We start from the raw sequence: 15,593 nt of genomic DNA, 5'->3' as shown, positions 1-15,593 counted from the left end.
GACGAATTCGGCCGGAACGCGATCGTGTGAAGTAAACTATGCGGTTACGACGCGCAGAGCCGCCCAAAGCGTCGCGTTCTGCGCGACGCTTTTGCATTTCTGCGGCGACTTTATTGACGCTTTCCTACGCGAATCCGAGCCGCGCCCGCGCGCGGCGATAGAGCCTACGATGTCCCGAATTTCCTTGTTTCCGCGTCAGTCCCGTCTGTCGCGCGCCGTGCGTGGCGCGCTGGCGATCCTGGCGCTCGGCGCGGCCGCTCCGGCCTGGGCGGCCGGTTCCGGCGAGCTGCCGGCGTCCGCCGCCGGCGGTGCCGCGCCGCTCAACGTGACGGTCCAGCCGGGCCAATCGTTGAACGACCTCGCGAAAGCCGCGACGCAATCGCACGATCCGGGCGTGCTCGCGCGCGCCGGCCGCGCGCTGTTCGACGCGAATCCGCAGGCGTTCATGAAGCACGACCCGAGCCGCCTGAAAGTCGGCGCGACGCTGACGGTGCCGGCGCTCGATGCGACCGGCGCGGCGCTCGTGCCGGCTGCTGCGTCGGGGGCGTCGGCTGCGTCCGCGCCGGTTGCCGCGTCGGGCACGGCGGCGGTCGCGCAGCATGGCGCGTCGGCGCCGCATCCTGGGTCGGCCGTGCAAGCCGCGCCGGCCGTATCGGCCGCGCATACGGCGCCGGTCAGCGGGGCGAGCGTCACGGTCGCAGCCGGGGCAGCGGCAGGCGCGTCGGCTTCGAGCGGCGCGTCCGCCGCGCACGGCGCGTCGACGGTCGAATCCGTCCAGTCGCCAGCGGCCGCGGCCGGCGCAAGCGGGCCGCACGTGTGGAACGGCGCGATCCAGTCCGCACCGTCGTCCGCCAGCGAGGCCGTGACGCAGGCCGGACCGGGCGGTGCGGCTCAAGGGATGCACGAACCGTCCGCGGCAGCACCCGTCGCGGGTGCGTCGCAGCCGCGGCCGTCGAGCCTGCAGCAATTGCTCGCGCTGAAGAACCGCGTGCTGATGGAACTGCAGAAGCACGGGATCGGGAAGCCGGCCGCCACGAACAACGTTGCACCGGCGCCCGCTGCGCCGCGTCCCGCTGCGAACGGCACGAACGGCACGAATGATGCGAATGATGCGGCGGCGTCAGCTGCCGCGTCGTCGTCGGCTGCGAGCGAAGCGTCGTCCGGCGTGGCCGCGAGTGCGGTGCAGCCGGCATCGGCGCCCGTGCAGCCGGCCGTGCCGGCGGCGACCGCCGCGCCTGCACGCGGTTCGGAACAGATCGACTGGCGTCCGGCCGCAGCGGCCGGCGCCGCCGTGGTCGTGCTGGCGGCCGGTTTTGCGTGGCGCAAGCGCCGGAAAGCGCGGCCGACCGACGAAACCGCACCGGCATCCGGCGGGACGGCTGTTGCCGACGGCGGTGCATCGTCGTCGCCGGTCGCATCCACCGAGCCAGTGCCGCCGATTCTCCCCGAGACGCCGTTGGCCCGCGACGCGGCCGCCGATCTGAGTCTGGTCACGGCCGCCGCCGCAGCGGCGGAGACGTTCGAGACGCACGAACCCGAAATCCCGTCGCCGTCGGAAACGGCGAAGCCGCACGACGTTCAGGCGGAAGCATCGTCCGCGCTCGTCGCACCCGACAGCAACGCAACGCCGGCCCCGCACGACGAGAAGCCTGTCGCGGAACCGGCCGCGGACGAGCCGCTCGTCACGCCCGCCGCACCTGCGACGAACGACGCCCAGCACGCAGCGCTGATGCAGAACGCGATCAGCGCGCTCAACAGCCTCGACATGCCGCTGCCGCCGCGTACGGCCGATGAGCCGTCCGCACGGGAAGGGCAAGCCGAAGGCGGGCAAATCGCAACTAACGGGCAATCCGCCGCGCACCCGCCAGTTGGCGCGGCCGATCCGTCCCCGGAACATCCGGCCGACCACGACGACGAGTTCGACTGGGATCCGGACGCGGCAACGCCAGCGCCTCACACGGGCGGTGCCGCCGCGCCGTCGTCGCTGCCGCCGCTCGGCGTCGCGCAGTTCGGCGCGCTGAAGCTGGATTTCGATCTCGACCTGCCGTCCGCGCCGGGTGCCGTGCTGCCCGCGCTGACGCCGGAAGAACTCGCCCGCATCGCCCGCAACAAGCTGGATCTCGCGTCGGAGTACGTGCAACTGGGCGATCTGTCCGGCGCGCGCACGCTGCTGCAGGAAGTGGTCGACGCGAACGACGCCGCCACGCGCGACGATGCGCGTGCGCTGCTCGCGAAACTCGCGGAAGAGGCGTGATGCGGATCGCGCTCGGGATTCAGTACGACGGCGCCGCGTTCTGCGGCTGGCAAGCGCAGCCGCACGGCAAGACCGTGCAGGATGCGCTCGAGCGCGCACTCGGCGCGTTCGCATGCGTGCCGCTGCACACGACGGTCGCGGGGCGGACCGACACGGGCGTGCACGGGCTCGGACAGGTCGTGCATTTCGATACGGAGCTCGATCGCGCGGATTTCTCGTGGGTGCGCGGCACCAACGCATTTCTGCCGCCGACCGTGTCCGTGCAGTGGGCGAAGCCGATGCCGGACGCGTTCCACGCGCGTTTCTCGGCGTTCGAACGCACGTACTACTACGCGCTGTACGTGCATCCCGTGCGCTCGCCGATGCTGGCCGGCCGCGCGGGCTGGATCCACACGCCGCTCGACGACGACGCGATGCGCGCCGCCGCCGCGCATCTGATCGGCGAGCACGACTTCTCGTCGTTCCGGTCGTCGGAATGCCAGTCGAAGACGCCGGTCAAACACCTGTACCAGATCGACGTGCGGCGCGCGGGCCACTTCATTCATTTCCGCTTCCGCGCGAACGCGTTCCTGCACCACATGGTGCGCAACCTGATGGGCTGCCTCGTCGCGGTGGGGCGCGGCCGCTATCCGGCCGACTGGCTCGCCGACGTGCTGGCCGGGCGCGATCGCAATCTCGCGGCGCCCACGTTCATGGCCGACGGGCTGTACCTCGCCCATGTCGGCTACCCGGCGGAATTCGCCGTCCCGCCCGCGCAGCTCGGCAGCGTGCCGTGGAGCAGCGTCTGGGCCGATCTGGATCCACAACCATGACGGATCACGCCGTGTCTTCTTCGACCTCTGCCGCGGCCGGCCTCGCGCCGCGCACGCGCATCAAGCTGTGCGGCCTGTCGCGTCCCGAGGACGTGCTGCATGCCGCCGCGCTCGGTGCCGACGCGATCGGCCTCGTGTTCTATCCGAAGAGCCCGCGCGCGGTGTCGATCGCGCAGGCGGCCGAACTCGCGAGCCTCGCGCCGCCGTTCGTGTCGGTGGTCGGGCTGTTCGTGAACGCGACCGAAGCGGAGATCGAGGCGGTCGTGCGCGACGTGCCGCTCACGATGCTGCAATTGCACGGCGACGAGACGCCCGAGCAGTGCGACGCCCTCGGCCGCGCGGCGCGCCTGCCGTGGTTGCGCGCGGTGCGCGTCGGCCCCTCGACGCAGCCGGCCGATTTGGTAGAATCGGCTCTTCATTATTCGAAAGCGCGCGGCCTCCTGTTCGACACCCTGGTGCCGGACTACGGTGGTAGCGGCAAGGTCTTCGATTGGTCTCTTATTCCCGCAGAGCTCGCGCATCGGGCCGTTTTGAGTGGTGGCTTGAGCGCGCAAAACGTCGGTGATGCGATTCGCCAGTTGCGTCCGTTTGCTGTCGATGTCTCGAGTGGCATCGAAGTGGAGGGCGCGAAGGGCGTGAAGGATCACGCCCGGATGGCGGCGTTCGTACGCGCGGTGCGCGAAGCGGACGCCGGGTGATGCAAGAAGGTGCGGCCCCGACAGCGGGGCGCACCGACCGATCGAGAGTGACACCATGTACAACCTTCCTGATGATCGCGGCCACTTCGGCCCGTATGGCGGCGTGTTCGTCGCCGAAACGCTGATTCACGCGCTGGACGAACTGCGCACGGCGTATGAAAAATTCCGGAACGACCCCGATTTCGTCGCCGAGTACGAGCGCGAACTGAAGTACTTCGTCGGCCGTCCGTCGCCGATCTATCACGCGCAGCGCTGGAGCGAGACGCTCGGCGGCGCGCAGATCTACCTGAAGCGCGAGGACCTGAACCACACCGGCGCGCACAAGATCAACAACGTGATCGGCCAGGCGCTGCTCGCGAAGCGGATGGGCAAGAAGCGCGTGATCGCCGAGACCGGCGCCGGCCAGCACGGCGTCGCGACGGCGACGATCTGCGCGCGCTTCGGCATGGAGTGCATCGTCTACATGGGCGCCGAGGACGTGCGCCGCCAGGCCGCGAACGTCTACCGGATGAAGCTGCTCGGCGCGACGGTCGTGCCGGTCGAATCGGGTTCGCGCACGCTGAAGGACGCGCTGAACGAAGCGATGCGCGATTGGGTCACGAACATCGAAAGCACGTTCTACATCATCGGCACGGTGGCGGGCCCGCACCCGTATCCGGCGATGGTGCGTGACTTCCAGCGCGTGATCGGCGACGAGTGCAAGGTGCAGATGCCGGAACTCGCCGGCCGGCAGCCGGACGCGGTGATTGCGTGCGTCGGCGGCGGCTCGAACGCGATGGGCATCTTCTATCCGTACATCGACGATGCTTCCGTGCAGCTGATTGGCGTCGAAGCGGCCGGCGACGGCCTCGACACCGGCCGTCACGCGGCGTCGCTGATCGCCGGCAGCCCCGGCGTGCTGCACGGCAACCGCACGTACCTGCTGCAGGACGACAACGGCCAGATCATCGAGACGCATTCGGTGTCGGCCGGCCTCGACTATCCGGGCGTCGGCCCCGAGCACGCATGGCTGAAGGACAGCGGTCGCGCGCAGTACGTGCCGATCACCGACGACGAGGCGCTGAAGGCGTTCCACGACTGCTGCCGGATCGAGGGGATCATCCCCGCGCTCGAGTCGAGCCACGCGATCGCGTACGGCGTGAAGCTCGCGCCGACGTTGCCGAAGGACAAGATCCTGCTCGTCAACCTGTCGGGCCGCGGCGACAAGGACATGCACACGGTCGCCGAGCGATCGGGCATCGCGCTCTGACCCCGACCGATGCGTGACCTGATCGAACAACCGGGCGGCGGCGCCGCGAGCGCAGCGGAGGCGGTGCAGCCTGCCGTCGCCGTGCCGCGCGCACCGTCCGGGATCGAGCTGCACAACCGCGATTTCATGACCGAAGCCGCGCGCCTGCCGGATGCGTCGATCGACCTGATCGTCGCCGATCCGCCGTACGGGCTCGGCAAGGACTACGGCAACGACTCGGACAAGCGTTCGGGCGACGATTTCCTCGCGTGGACGCGCGAGTGGCTCGAGCTCGCGATTCCGAAGCTCAAGCCGAGCGGGTCGATGTACATCTTCTGCACGTGGCAGTACGCGCCGGAAATCTTCAGCTTCCTGAAGACGAAGCTCACGATGGTCAACGAGATCATCTGGGACCGGCGCGTGCCGAGCATGGGCGGCACGACGCGCCGTTTCACGTCGGTGCACGACAACATCGGCTTTTTCGCGGTTTCCAAAGCGTATTACTTCGATCTCGATCCGGTCCGCATCCCGTACGACGCCGACACGAAGAAGGCCCGCTCGCGCAAGTTGTTCGAAGGCAGCAAGTGGCTGGAGATGGGCTACAACCCGAAGGACGTCTGGTCGGTCTCGCGCCTGCATCGGCAGCACGCGGAGCGCGTCGATCATCCGACCCAGAAGCCGCTGGAAATCATCGAGCGGATGGTGCTCGCAAGCTGCCCGCCGGGCGGCCGCGTGCTCGATCCGTTCATGGGCAGCGGCACGACCGCGGTGGCCTGCGCACGGCAGGGGCGCGACTTCGTCGGCTACGAGATCAATGAAAGTTATTGCGCGATCGCGCACGAGCGCGTGAGCGCGCTCGTCGCGCCGGCGTGTGCGTGAGTCGCGCCGCCGAGTCGCCGATCGCATCAAGGAAAATTGCCATGTCCTCCCGTATCCAGCAGACCTTCGCCGCACTCGCCGAACAAGGCCGCAAGGGCCTGATCCCGTTCATCACGGCCGGCGACCCCGATCCCGCGAAGACCGTCGAATTCATGCACGCGCTCGCCGAAGGCGGCGCCGACGTGATCGAGCTCGGCGTGCCGTTCTCGGACCCGATGGCCGACGGCCCCGTGATCCAGCGCTCGTCGGAACGCGCGCTCGCGCGCGGCGTCACGCTCAAGAGCGTGCTCGCCGACGTGAAGCGCTTCCGCGAGACCGACCAGAAAACCCCCGTCGTGCTGATGGGCTATGCGAACCCGATCGAGCGGATGGGCGTCGACGCGTTCGCGGCCGAAGCGCAGGCAGCCGGCGTCGACGGCGTGCTCGTCGTCGACTATCCGCCCGAGGAAGCGGGCGTGTTCGCCGAGAAAATGCGTGCCGCGCAGATCGATCCGATCTTCCTGCTCGCGCCGACGTCGACCGACGAACGCATCGCAGACGTGGGCAAGATCGCGAGCGGCTACGTGTACTACGTGTCGCTCAAGGGCGTGACCGGCGCCGGAAATCTGGATGTTTCGAGCATTGCGGGTAAAATCCCGGCCATCAAGTCGCGCGTGCCGGTTCCGGTGGGCGTCGGCTTCGGCATCCGCGACGCCGAAACGGCGCGCGCGGTGGCCGAAGTGTCGGACGCCGTCGTGATCGGCAGCCGCCTGGTGCAGCTGCTCGAGAGCGCCGCGCCGGAGGGCGCCGCCGCCGCGCTGAAGACTTTCATCGCCGAGCTGCGCGCCGCCCTGGACGGCGCCGGCAACACGGCGCGATAAACACAACACAGGAAGCGGGAACGGGCCGGTCGGCCCGCCCCGCCACGGAACAGGAAACCATACGATGAGCTGGCTCGACAAACTGTTGCCGCCGAAGATCAAGCAGACCGACCCGAAAAGCCGCAAGGGCATTCCGGAAGGCCTGTGGGTCAAGTGCCCGTCCTGCGAGGCCGTGCTGTACCGCAACGACGTGGACGCGAACCTGCACGTGTGCCCGAAGTGCGATCACCACATGCGCATCGGCGCGCGCGAGCGCCTCGACGGGCTGCTGGATCCGGAAGGCCGCTATGAAATCGGCCAGGAAATCGTGCCGGTCGACTCGCTGAAGTTCAAGGACAGCCGCAAGTACCCCGATCGTCTGAAGGAAGCGATGGACGAGACGGGCGAGACCGACGCGATGGTCGTGATGGGCGGTGCGATCCACACGCTGCCCGTCGTCGCGGCCTGCTTCGAGTTCTCGTTCATGGGCGGCTCGATGGGCTCGGTCGTCGGCGAGCGCTTCGCGCGCGGCGCGCAGAACGCGCTGGAGCAGCAGGTGCCGTTCATCTGCTTTACCGCTTCGGGTGGCGCCCGGATGCAGGAAAGCCTGCTGTCGCTGATGCAGATGGCCAAGACCACCGCGATGCTGACCAAGCTGGCCGAAGCCAAGCTGCCGTTCATTTCGGTGCTGACCGACCCGACGATGGGCGGCGTGTCGGCGAGCTTCGCGTTCCTCGGCGACGTCGTGATCGCCGAGCCGAAGGCGCTGATCGGCTTCGCCGGCCCGCGCGTGATCGAGCAGACGGTTCGCGAAAAGCTGCCGGAAGGCTTCCAGCGCGCGGAATTCCTGCTGAAGACGGGCGCGATCGACATGATCGTCGACCGCCGCAAGATGCGCGACGAGATCGCGCAACTGCTCGCGCTGCTGCAGCGACAGCCGGCCGACGCGCTGGCCTGATTGGCGCGGCGTTGTGAACTGCGCGCGTCGCCCGGCTGAACCGCCGGGCGGCGCGTTTCGTTTTTTGGCGTAGTGGCGGTACCGATTCAGATTTGATCCGATGAGCACTTTTCCCACTCTCGACGCGTGGCTTTCGCATCTCGAACGCGCGCACCCGGTCGGCATCGACATGGGCCTCACCCGCATCGGGCAGGTCAAGGCGGCGCTGCAGCTCGAATTCACGTGCCCCGTGATCACGGTCGGCGGCACGAACGGCAAGGGTTCGACCTGCGCGTTCCTCGAGGCGATCCTCGTTCACGCGGGCTACAAGGTCGGCTGCCACACGTCGCCGCACCTGCTCGAGTTCGGCGAGCGAGCGCGCGTGAACGGCCAGCAGGTCAGCGACGCCGAGCTGCTGCCGCACTTCGAAGCCGTCGAAGCGGCGCGCACGTCGCTGCCGGAGCCGGTGTCGCTCACGTACTTCGAATTCACGACGCTCGCGATCCTGCACCTGTTCGCGTCGCGCGGGCTCGATGCGGTGATCCTCGAAGTCGGCCTCGGTGGCCGGCTCGATGCGGTCAACATCATCGATACCGATTGCGCGATCGTCACGAGCATCGACATCGACCATACCGAATACCTCGGCGACACGCGCGAGAAGATCGCGTTCGAGAAGGCGGGGATCTTCCGTGCGGGCAAGCCGGCGATCTGCGGCGATCCCGCGGTGCCGAACACGCTGGTCGAGCATGCCGAAGCGATCGGCGCCGACCTGTGGCTGGTCGGCCGCGATTTTCGCTACGAAGCGCAGCCGGGCGCGGAGCGCCAGCAATGGAGCTACCTCGGCCGCGAGAAGCGCTATCCGGCGCTCGCTTACCCGGCGCTGCGCGGTGCGAACCAGCTGATCAATGCATCGGCCGCGCTGGCCGCGCTCGAGGCGCTGCGCCCGGTGCTGCCGGTGTCCGCGCAGGACATCCGGCTCGGGCTCGCCAACGTCGAGCTGCCGGGGCGCTTCCAGGTGCTGCCGGGCAAGCCGGCGATCGTGCTGGACGTCGCGCACAACCCGCATGCGGCGGCCGTGCTCGAGCAGAATCTCGGCAACATGGGCTTCTTCCCGTACACGTACGCGGTGTTCGGCGCGATGCACGACAAGGACATCGACGGCGTGCTGCGGCACCTGAAGGGCGAGATCGACCACTGGTGCGTGACCGACCTGCCGCTGCCGCGCGCGGCGAGCGCGGAGCAGCTCGAAGCCGCGCTGCGCAAGGCCGGCGTGGAGGACGGGGCCGATTCGAGCGTGACGCGGTACGCGTCGCCCGCCGAAGCGTTTCGCGATGCACTAAAAAGAGCATCCGAGAATGATAGAATCGTGGTTTTCGGCAGTTTCCATACGGTGGCGGGTGTGATGGCCTACCGGAAATCGCGGCAACACTGACTGAAGGGCAGTTTCGGACTCAGCCATTCATGGGAATTTTCTCGTTCGGCAAGAAAGACGACGACGCGCCCCCGCGGCGCAGCGGTCGTACCGGGGCCTCCCGGAACGTGCGCACGGAGCGCACTGAACGCGTCGAGCGGCGCACGCGCCGCACCGAGCGTCCGGAATCGGACGCGCTGCTCCTCGATCCGACCCTTCCTGAAAAGCAACGCGCCCGCCGGCGCCTCGTCGGCGCGATCGCGCTCGTCGTCGCCGCGGTGATCGTGCTGCCGATGGTGCTCGATTCGCACCCGAAGCCGGTGACGGACGACATCGCGATCGACATTCCGAACCGGCCCGCACATCAGGCGGTCGCGCCGCGTGACGACGACGCGTCCGACGTGCAGGCGGGCGTCGCGCACGACGAGCCGCCGGCCTCCGACGCCGCGGTGGCGGCCGTTCCGGCCCCCGCGGAGAAGGACACGGCCAAGCCGGCCGCGAAGCCCGAACCCTCGACGACCACGGCGAGCGTGACGCCGCCGAAGCCCGCTGCGAAGCCGGCCGCGGCCGCGCCCGCACCCGCGGCGAAGCCGGCCGCGCCGAAGCCGGCGCCCGCGGCGGTCGCGAACGCCGACGCCGCGGCCGACAGCGGCGATGCGTCGTCGCCGGCATCGCCGGCCGGTGCGCGCTTCGCGGTGCAGCTCGGCTCGTTCAAGGACGACGCAACGGCCCGTTCGTGGGCCACCAAGTTGAAATCGGCGGGCGTGCCCGCATATGTCGAGCATCGCAAGCAGGCGGACGGCAGCACGGCTAGCCAGCTGCGTGCCGGCCCGTTTGCGGATCGCGCGGCGGCGTCCGCCGCGATCGCGAAGGTGCGCGAAGCCGGACTCACGCAGTAACGTGCGATGCTGACGGCTTTCGACTACGCTGTATTGGCGGTGATCGCGTTGTCTGCGCTGCGTGGCGCGTGGCGCGGTTTCGTCTCCGAGATTTTCGGGCTGATCGGCTGGATCGCGGCGATCGCGATCGCCGCCCGCTATGTCGGACTGGTGGTGCCGTATATCCCGGCGAACTGGCCGGGCGGCGCGCTGACGCAGTGGGTGATCGCGTTCGCGCTGATCGTGATCGGCGTCGTGTTCGTCGCGGGTGTCGCGAACGCGCTGTTGTCGCGGATCGCGCAGGCGACGGGCCTCGGCGGGGTCGATCGCTCGCTGGGCATGATGTTCGGGCTCGTCCGCGGCTGCGTGCTGGTGGTGCTGCTGGTCGCGGCGGCCGGGCTGACCGAATTGCCCAAACAGGATTTCTGGCGCAATGCGCTATTGCGTCCTTTCGCCGAACAGGGCGTGCACGAGCTGAAGCAGCTCCTGCCCGACGGCATGGCCCAGTATGTACGCGTGTGACGACGCGGCCGGGCAGGACGGAACCGATTTTGTCATCTTGAAGGACATGCCATGTGCGGCATCGTAGGTGTTATCTCCCAAGCCCCCGTCAATCAGCTGATCTATGACAGCCTGCTGCTGCTGCAGCATCGCGGTCAGGACGCAGCGGGCATCGCGACGGCGGACGGCAGCAATTTCCACATGTACAAGGCTAACGGCATGGTGCGCGACGTGTTCCGCACGCGCAACATGCGCAGCCTGCCCGGCACCTTCGGCATCGGCCAGGTCCGCTATCCGACGGCCGGTTCGGCGTCGAGCGAAGCCGAGGCGCAGCCGTTCTACGTGAACGCGCCGTTCGGGATCATCCTCGCGCACAACGGCAACCTGACGAACTGGGAACAGCTGAAGGACGAGATGTTCCGGATCGACCGCCGGCACATCAACACCAATTCCGACAGCGAAGTGCTGCTCAACGTGTTCGCGCACGAGCTGCAGCTGTCGACGACCGGCCTCGAGCTCGATCCGGCCGCGCTGTTCAAGGCTGTCGAGGGCGTGCATCGCCGCCTGCAGGGCTCGTACGCGATCGTGTCGCTGATCGCCGGCTACGGCCTGGTCGCGTTCCGCGATCCGTTCGGCATCCGCCCGCTCTGCATCGGCAAGCTCGAGACCGAACACGGCACCGAATGGATGGTCGCGTCGGAGTCGGTGGCGGTCGAAGGCATTGGCTTCGAATTCGTGCGCGACGTGCAGCCGGGCGAAGCGATCTTCATCGACAAGGCCGGCAACTTCCACAGCCAGCAGTGCGCGGAGAACCCGACGCTGAATCCGTGCATGTTCGAATACGTGTATCTTGCACGTCCGGATTCGTGCCTCGACGGCGTGCCCGTCTACAACGTGCGCCTGCGCATGGGCGACTACCTCGCCGAGAAGATCAAGCGCGAGCTGCCGAACGTGCCGATCGACGTCGTGATGCCGATTCCCGATTCGTCGCGTCCGGCTGCGATGCAGGTCGCCGCGAAGCTCGGCGTCGAGTATCGCGAAGGCTTCTTCAAGAACCGCTACGTCGGCCGTACCTTCATCATGCCGGGCCAGGCCGTGCGCAAGAAGTCGGTGCGCCAGAAGCTCAATGCGATGAGCATCGAGTTCAAGGACAAGCACGTGCTGATCGTCGACGACTCGATCGTGCGCGGCACGACCTCGCACGAAATCGTGCAGATGGCGCGCGATGCGGGCGCGAAGTCGGTGATCTTCGCGTCGGCGGCGCCGCCCGTGAAGTTCCCGAACGTGTACGGCATCGACATGCCGACGCGCGGCGAGCTGGTTGCGCACGGCCGCACCGACGAGGAAGTCGCGAAGATCATCGGCGCCGACCACCTGATCTATCAGGACGTCGACGACCTGCGCCGCGCGGTGCGCGACATCAACCCGAAGCTCGAGGGCTTCGAGGCGTCGTGCTTCGACGGCAACTACATCACCGGCGCCGTGACGCCCGAGTACCTCGACGCGATCGAGCGCGCCCGTCTCGCACCGGCGTCGCAGGCCGATCGCGACACGGCAGGCGACACCGCGCGTTCGCAGATGAACCTGCAACTGTCGGTCGAGTGATGCCGGCGCACGCTTCGGATGAAGCGTGATAGGATGTGGCCTTGCGTCGATTTGATTCAGCTTGCGGACGCGGGGCGACTTCCCAAAACAGCTAAAGCGAAGGCCGGCGGCAGCCGGCCCGAGTCGATCGCTGTCGTACCGCACCGAAGCCCGCTGATGCCGACGCATAGCGGGCTTTTTGTTTTGGCCTGATTTTTGTGGCTGGGTGCGCGCCGGACGCACGACCGTCGGCGCGACCCTCGAATACGGATAACGGAACATGGACGACTCCCTCAACTTCGACACGCTCGCCGTGCGCGCGGGCACGCTGCGCAGCAGCGACTTCAACGAGCACTCGGAAGCGCTGTTCCTCACGTCGAGCTTCTGCTTCACGAGCGCGGCCGAGGCAGCCGAGCGCTTCGCGAATTCGGAAGACTATTTCACCTATTCGCGCTTCACGAACCCGACCGTCACCATGTTCCAGGATCGTCTCGCCGCGCTCGAAGGCGGCGAGGCCTGCATCGCGACGGCGTCGGGCATGGCCGCGATCATGTCGGTCGTGATGTCCGCGCTGCAGGCGGGCGATCACCTCGTCAGCTCGCGCAGCCTGTTCGGCTCGACGCTCGGGATGTTCTCGCAGATCTTCAGCAAGTTCGGCATCACGACGACCTTCGTCGATCCGACCGACCTGAACGCCTGGCAGGAAGCGGTGCGGCCCGAGACGAAGATGTTCTTCCTCGAAACGCCGTCGAACCCGCTGACCGAACTCGCCGACATCGAGGCGATCGGCAAGATCGCGAAGGCCGCGAACGCGCTGTTCGTCGTCGACAACTGTTTCTGCAGCCCGGTGCTGCAGCAGCCGCTGAAGCTCGGCGCGGACGTCGTGATGCACTCGGCGACGAAGTTCCTCGACGGCCAGGGCCGCGTGCTCGGCGGCGCGCTGGTCGGCTCGAAGGAATTCATCATGGGCAAGGTGTTCCCGTTCGTGCGCAGCGCGGGCCCGACGCTGTCGGCGTTCAACGCGTGGGTGCTGCTGAAGGGGATGGAGACGCTGTCGCTGCGCGTCGAGAAGCAGTCGGCGAACGCGCTGGAAATCGCGCGCTGGCTCGATTCGCATCCTGCGGTCAAGCGCGTGTTCTATCCGGGGCTCGAATCGCATCCGCAGTATGAGCTGGCGAAGCGCCAGCAGAAGGCGGGCGGCGCGATCGTATCGTTCGAGCTGAAGGGCGACACGCCGGAGCAGCAGCGCGCGAACGCGTGGCGCGTGATCGACAGCACGAAGCTGGTCTCGATCACCGGCAACCTCGGCGACACGCGCACGACGATCACGCATCCGGCGACGACGACGCACGCGCGCATCACGCCGGAAGCGCGTGCGGCCGCGGGGATCACCGAAGGGCTGATCCGCCTCGCGGTCGGCCTGGAAAACGCGGGTGACCTGCGCAACGATCTCGCGCGCGGCCTCGAGGGCTGAGCGCGGCGACGCCGGTTTCAGGGCCGGCATGACGACGGGCCGCTCAGACAGGGCGGCCCGTTTTCTTTTCAGTCGGCGACGAACGCGTGTTGCGTTGCCGGAATCAGCCGGCCCGCGCGTCGCGCATCGCGTCCATCATCCAGCGCAAGGTTTCGTCGAGCGGCGTCACGGGCAACTCGCCCACCGCGCGCCGCAGCTTGTCGCGCGACCCGCTCAGGCTCTTTACTTCGTGATGCCGAACGAAGCGCGGATCGATCGTCACGTCGATCACGTAACCGGCGATTCGCGACAGCATCGCCAGCACTTCCTTCAGCGAATACGCGCGCTCCGAGCAGATGTTGAACGTCTCGCCGGCCGGCGCGGCTTCGAGCAGCTTCAGATAGGCGGCCGTCACGTCGCGCACGTCGGAGAAATCGCGGCTCACGTCGAGATTGCCGAGCGAGATGCGCGGCGCGTTGCGCGCATAGTGCGATACCAGCTTCGGCAGCAGATACGCGTCGTCCTGGCCGACGCCCGTGTAATTGAACGGCCGCGCGATCACGATCGGCAGGCGGTCGGCCCACAGCTTCGCCGCGTATTCCATCGCGAGCTTGCTGACCGCGTAGTCGTTCGCGGGCGCGGGCGCGACGCTTTCGTCGAGCACGCCGGCCGTCGAATTGCCGTAGATGTTCGCGCTGCTGGCGAGCAGCACCGCCGACGGGCGGCGGTCGAGGCCCGCGAGCGCGGCCAGCAGGTTGCGCGTGCCGACGATGTTGACCGCGTAGGTCTGCGACGGCTCGTCCTGCGCGACGTGCGCGCGCGCGGCGAGGTGCACGACCGCATCGGGCCGCGCATCGGCGAGCGCTGCACGGGTCGCGTCCGCATCGAGCAGGTCGACCGGCAGCAGCGTGCAGTGGGCGAGCGCCGGATCGTCGGGCCGCGCCGCGCCGGGCGCCACGGTGCCCCACACGTCGTAGCCGGCCGCAGCGAGCCGCTGCGCCATGTAGCGGCCGGTGAAGCCCGCCAGGCCCGTGACGAACGCCCGGCGCGACGGGCGCCTGGCCTCAGTACGTGTCATGGTGCCGGTTCCGCGTCAGGTCCGCTTCGACCATCATCTGGCAGAGCTGTTCGAGCGTCGTCTCCGGCGCCCAGCCCAGCTTGGCTTTCGCTTTGTCGGCGGAGCCGATCAGCAGGTCGACTTCGGCAGGGCGGTAGAACTTCGGATTCACTTCGACGAGCACGTCGCCGTTCGACGCGTCGAGGCCGCGTTCCTGCTCACCCTTGCCGGTCCATTCGATCTGATAGCCGGCGGCCGCGAACGCCATCTGCACGAAGTCGCGCACGGTCTCGGTGCGGTTGGTCGCGAGCACGTAGGTGTCGGGCTCGTCGGCCTGCAGCATCCGCCACATCCCTTCGACGTATTCGAGCGCGAAGCCCCAGTCGCGCTTCGCGTCGAGATTGCCGAGCTCGAGCCGGGTCGCCTTGCCGAGCTTGATCTTCGCGACGGTGTCGGTGATCTTGCGCGTGACGAACTCGCGGCCGCGCAGCGGCGATTCGTGGTTGAACAGGATGCCGCTGCAGCCGAACAGGCCGTAGGACTCGCGGTAGTTCACGGTCATCCAGTGCGCGTACAGCTTCGCGACGCCGTACGGGCTGCGCGGGTAGAACGCGGTGGTTTCCGTCTGCGGGATCGCCTGCACCTTGCCGAACATCTCGGACGTCGACGCCTGGTAGAAGCGCGTCTTCGGGCTCACCACGCGGATCGCCTCGAGCAGGTTCAGCGGGCCGACGCCCGTGACCTCGGCGGTCGTCGCCGGCTGGTCGAACGACACGCCGACGAAGCTCTGCGCGGCCAGGTTGTACAGCTCGTCGGGCTGCGTGCGTTCGAGCAGCCGCAGGCTGGAGCCGGCATCCGTCAGGTCGTGCTCGACGAGCGACAGGTTCGGGTGCGTGTCGACGCCGAGCTCGGCGATGCGCCAGAAGTTGACCGAGCTGGTGCGGCGGTAGGTGCCCGTGACTTCGTAGCCCTTGTCGAGCAGCAGCTTGGTCAGGTAGGCGCCGTCCTGCCCGGTGATCCCCGTGATGATGGCCTTCTTGCGAGTTTGGCTCATGGCAATGT

14 protein-coding genes are annotated in these 15,593 nt (G+C 68.1%); 12 read left to right on the top strand and 2 right to left on the bottom strand.

What is annotated here, in order from left to right; translation table 11 throughout:
* Window positions 1-169: 169 nt before the first annotated feature.
* The 12 genes from DIE17_RS21820 to DIE17_RS21760 all read left to right on the top strand — a co-directional run bounded on the left by DIE17_RS21820 (window position 170) and on the right by DIE17_RS21760 (window position 13,495).
* Window positions 170-2,254: a FimV/HubP family polar landmark protein gene (locus DIE17_RS21820; RefSeq protein WP_124921306.1), complete on the top strand. Its 2,085-nt coding sequence runs from the start codon at window positions 170-172 to the stop codon at window positions 2,252-2,254.
* Window positions 2,254-3,066, top strand: a complete 813-nt coding sequence (truA, locus tag DIE17_RS21815; RefSeq protein WP_185500371.1) for a tRNA pseudouridine(38-40) synthase TruA — start codon at window positions 2,254-2,256, stop codon at window positions 3,064-3,066. The genes DIE17_RS21820 and truA overlap by 1 nt, the downstream gene beginning before the upstream one ends.
* Window positions 3,063-3,764 carry a phosphoribosylanthranilate isomerase gene (locus DIE17_RS21810; RefSeq protein ID WP_124486494.1) on the top strand — a complete coding sequence of 234 codons (702 nt, stop codon included), beginning with the start codon at window positions 3,063-3,065 and terminating at the stop codon, window positions 3,762-3,764. The genes truA and DIE17_RS21810 overlap by 4 nt, the downstream gene beginning before the upstream one ends.
* Window positions 3,765-3,819: 55 nt before the next feature.
* Entirely contained in the window at window positions 3,820-5,013 is a 1,194-nt protein-coding gene (gene trpB / locus DIE17_RS21805) for a tryptophan synthase subunit beta (protein WP_044843817.1), read from the top strand.
* 9 nt (window positions 5,014-5,022) lie between these two features.
* Window positions 5,023-5,871 carry a site-specific DNA-methyltransferase gene (locus DIE17_RS21800; RefSeq protein ID WP_124921293.1) on the top strand — a complete coding sequence of 283 codons (849 nt, stop codon included), beginning with the start codon at window positions 5,023-5,025 and terminating at the stop codon, window positions 5,869-5,871.
* Between the two features lie 41 nt (window positions 5,872-5,912).
* Complete coding sequence (trpA, locus tag DIE17_RS21795; protein ID WP_044843819.1) at window positions 5,913-6,731, top strand: tryptophan synthase subunit alpha; 819 nt, start codon at window positions 5,913-5,915, stop codon at window positions 6,729-6,731.
* A 64-nt stretch (window positions 6,732-6,795) separates the two neighbouring features.
* Window positions 6,796-7,668 carry an acetyl-CoA carboxylase, carboxyltransferase subunit beta gene (gene accD / locus DIE17_RS21790; protein ID WP_044843820.1) on the top strand — a complete coding sequence of 291 codons (873 nt, stop codon included), beginning with the start codon at window positions 6,796-6,798 and terminating at the stop codon, window positions 7,666-7,668.
* 100 nt (window positions 7,669-7,768) lie between these two features.
* Complete coding sequence (gene folC / locus DIE17_RS21785) at window positions 7,769-9,079, top strand: bifunctional tetrahydrofolate synthase/dihydrofolate synthase (RefSeq protein ID WP_124921292.1); 1,311 nt, start codon at window positions 7,769-7,771, stop codon at window positions 9,077-9,079.
* A 29-nt stretch (window positions 9,080-9,108) separates the two neighbouring features.
* Entirely contained in the window at window positions 9,109-9,957 is an 849-nt protein-coding gene (locus DIE17_RS21780) for an SPOR domain-containing protein (RefSeq protein ID WP_124921291.1), read from the top strand.
* Window positions 9,958-9,963: 6 nt separating this feature from the next.
* Complete coding sequence (locus tag DIE17_RS21775) at window positions 9,964-10,458, top strand: CvpA family protein (RefSeq protein ID WP_044843823.1); 495 nt, start codon at window positions 9,964-9,966, stop codon at window positions 10,456-10,458.
* A 51-nt stretch (window positions 10,459-10,509) separates the two neighbouring features.
* On the top strand, window positions 10,510-12,042 hold the full coding sequence (purF, locus tag DIE17_RS21770; protein ID WP_044843824.1) for an amidophosphoribosyltransferase: 1,533 nt from the start codon (window positions 10,510-10,512) through the stop codon (window positions 12,040-12,042).
* A gap of 259 nt (window positions 12,043-12,301) precedes the next feature.
* Entirely contained in the window at window positions 12,302-13,495 is a 1,194-nt protein-coding gene (locus tag DIE17_RS21760) for an O-succinylhomoserine sulfhydrylase (RefSeq protein WP_124921290.1), read from the top strand.
* A 103-nt stretch (window positions 13,496-13,598) separates the two neighbouring features.
* Here DIE17_RS21760 and DIE17_RS21755 read toward each other — a convergent pair whose 3' ends face one another.
* Window positions 13,599-14,552 carry an NAD-dependent epimerase/dehydratase family protein gene (locus tag DIE17_RS21755; protein ID WP_124921289.1) on the bottom strand — a complete coding sequence of 318 codons (954 nt, stop codon included), beginning with the start codon at window positions 14,550-14,552 and terminating at the stop codon, window positions 13,599-13,601.
* Window positions 14,539-15,585 carry a GDP-mannose 4,6-dehydratase gene (gene gmd / locus DIE17_RS21750; RefSeq protein ID WP_044843827.1) on the bottom strand — a complete coding sequence of 349 codons (1,047 nt, stop codon included), beginning with the start codon at window positions 15,583-15,585 and terminating at the stop codon, window positions 14,539-14,541. Before gmd ends, DIE17_RS21755 begins: the two co-directional genes overlap by 14 nt.
* Window positions 15,586-15,593: the final 8 nt, after the last annotated feature.

The sequence above is a fragment of the Burkholderia sp. Bp9099 genome (assembly GCF_003857805.1).
Lineage (GTDB): Bacteria > Pseudomonadota > Gammaproteobacteria > Burkholderiales > Burkholderiaceae > Burkholderia.
Note: the sequence above shows the minus strand (reverse complement) of the source record. Positions and strands in the feature narration are given on the sequence as shown.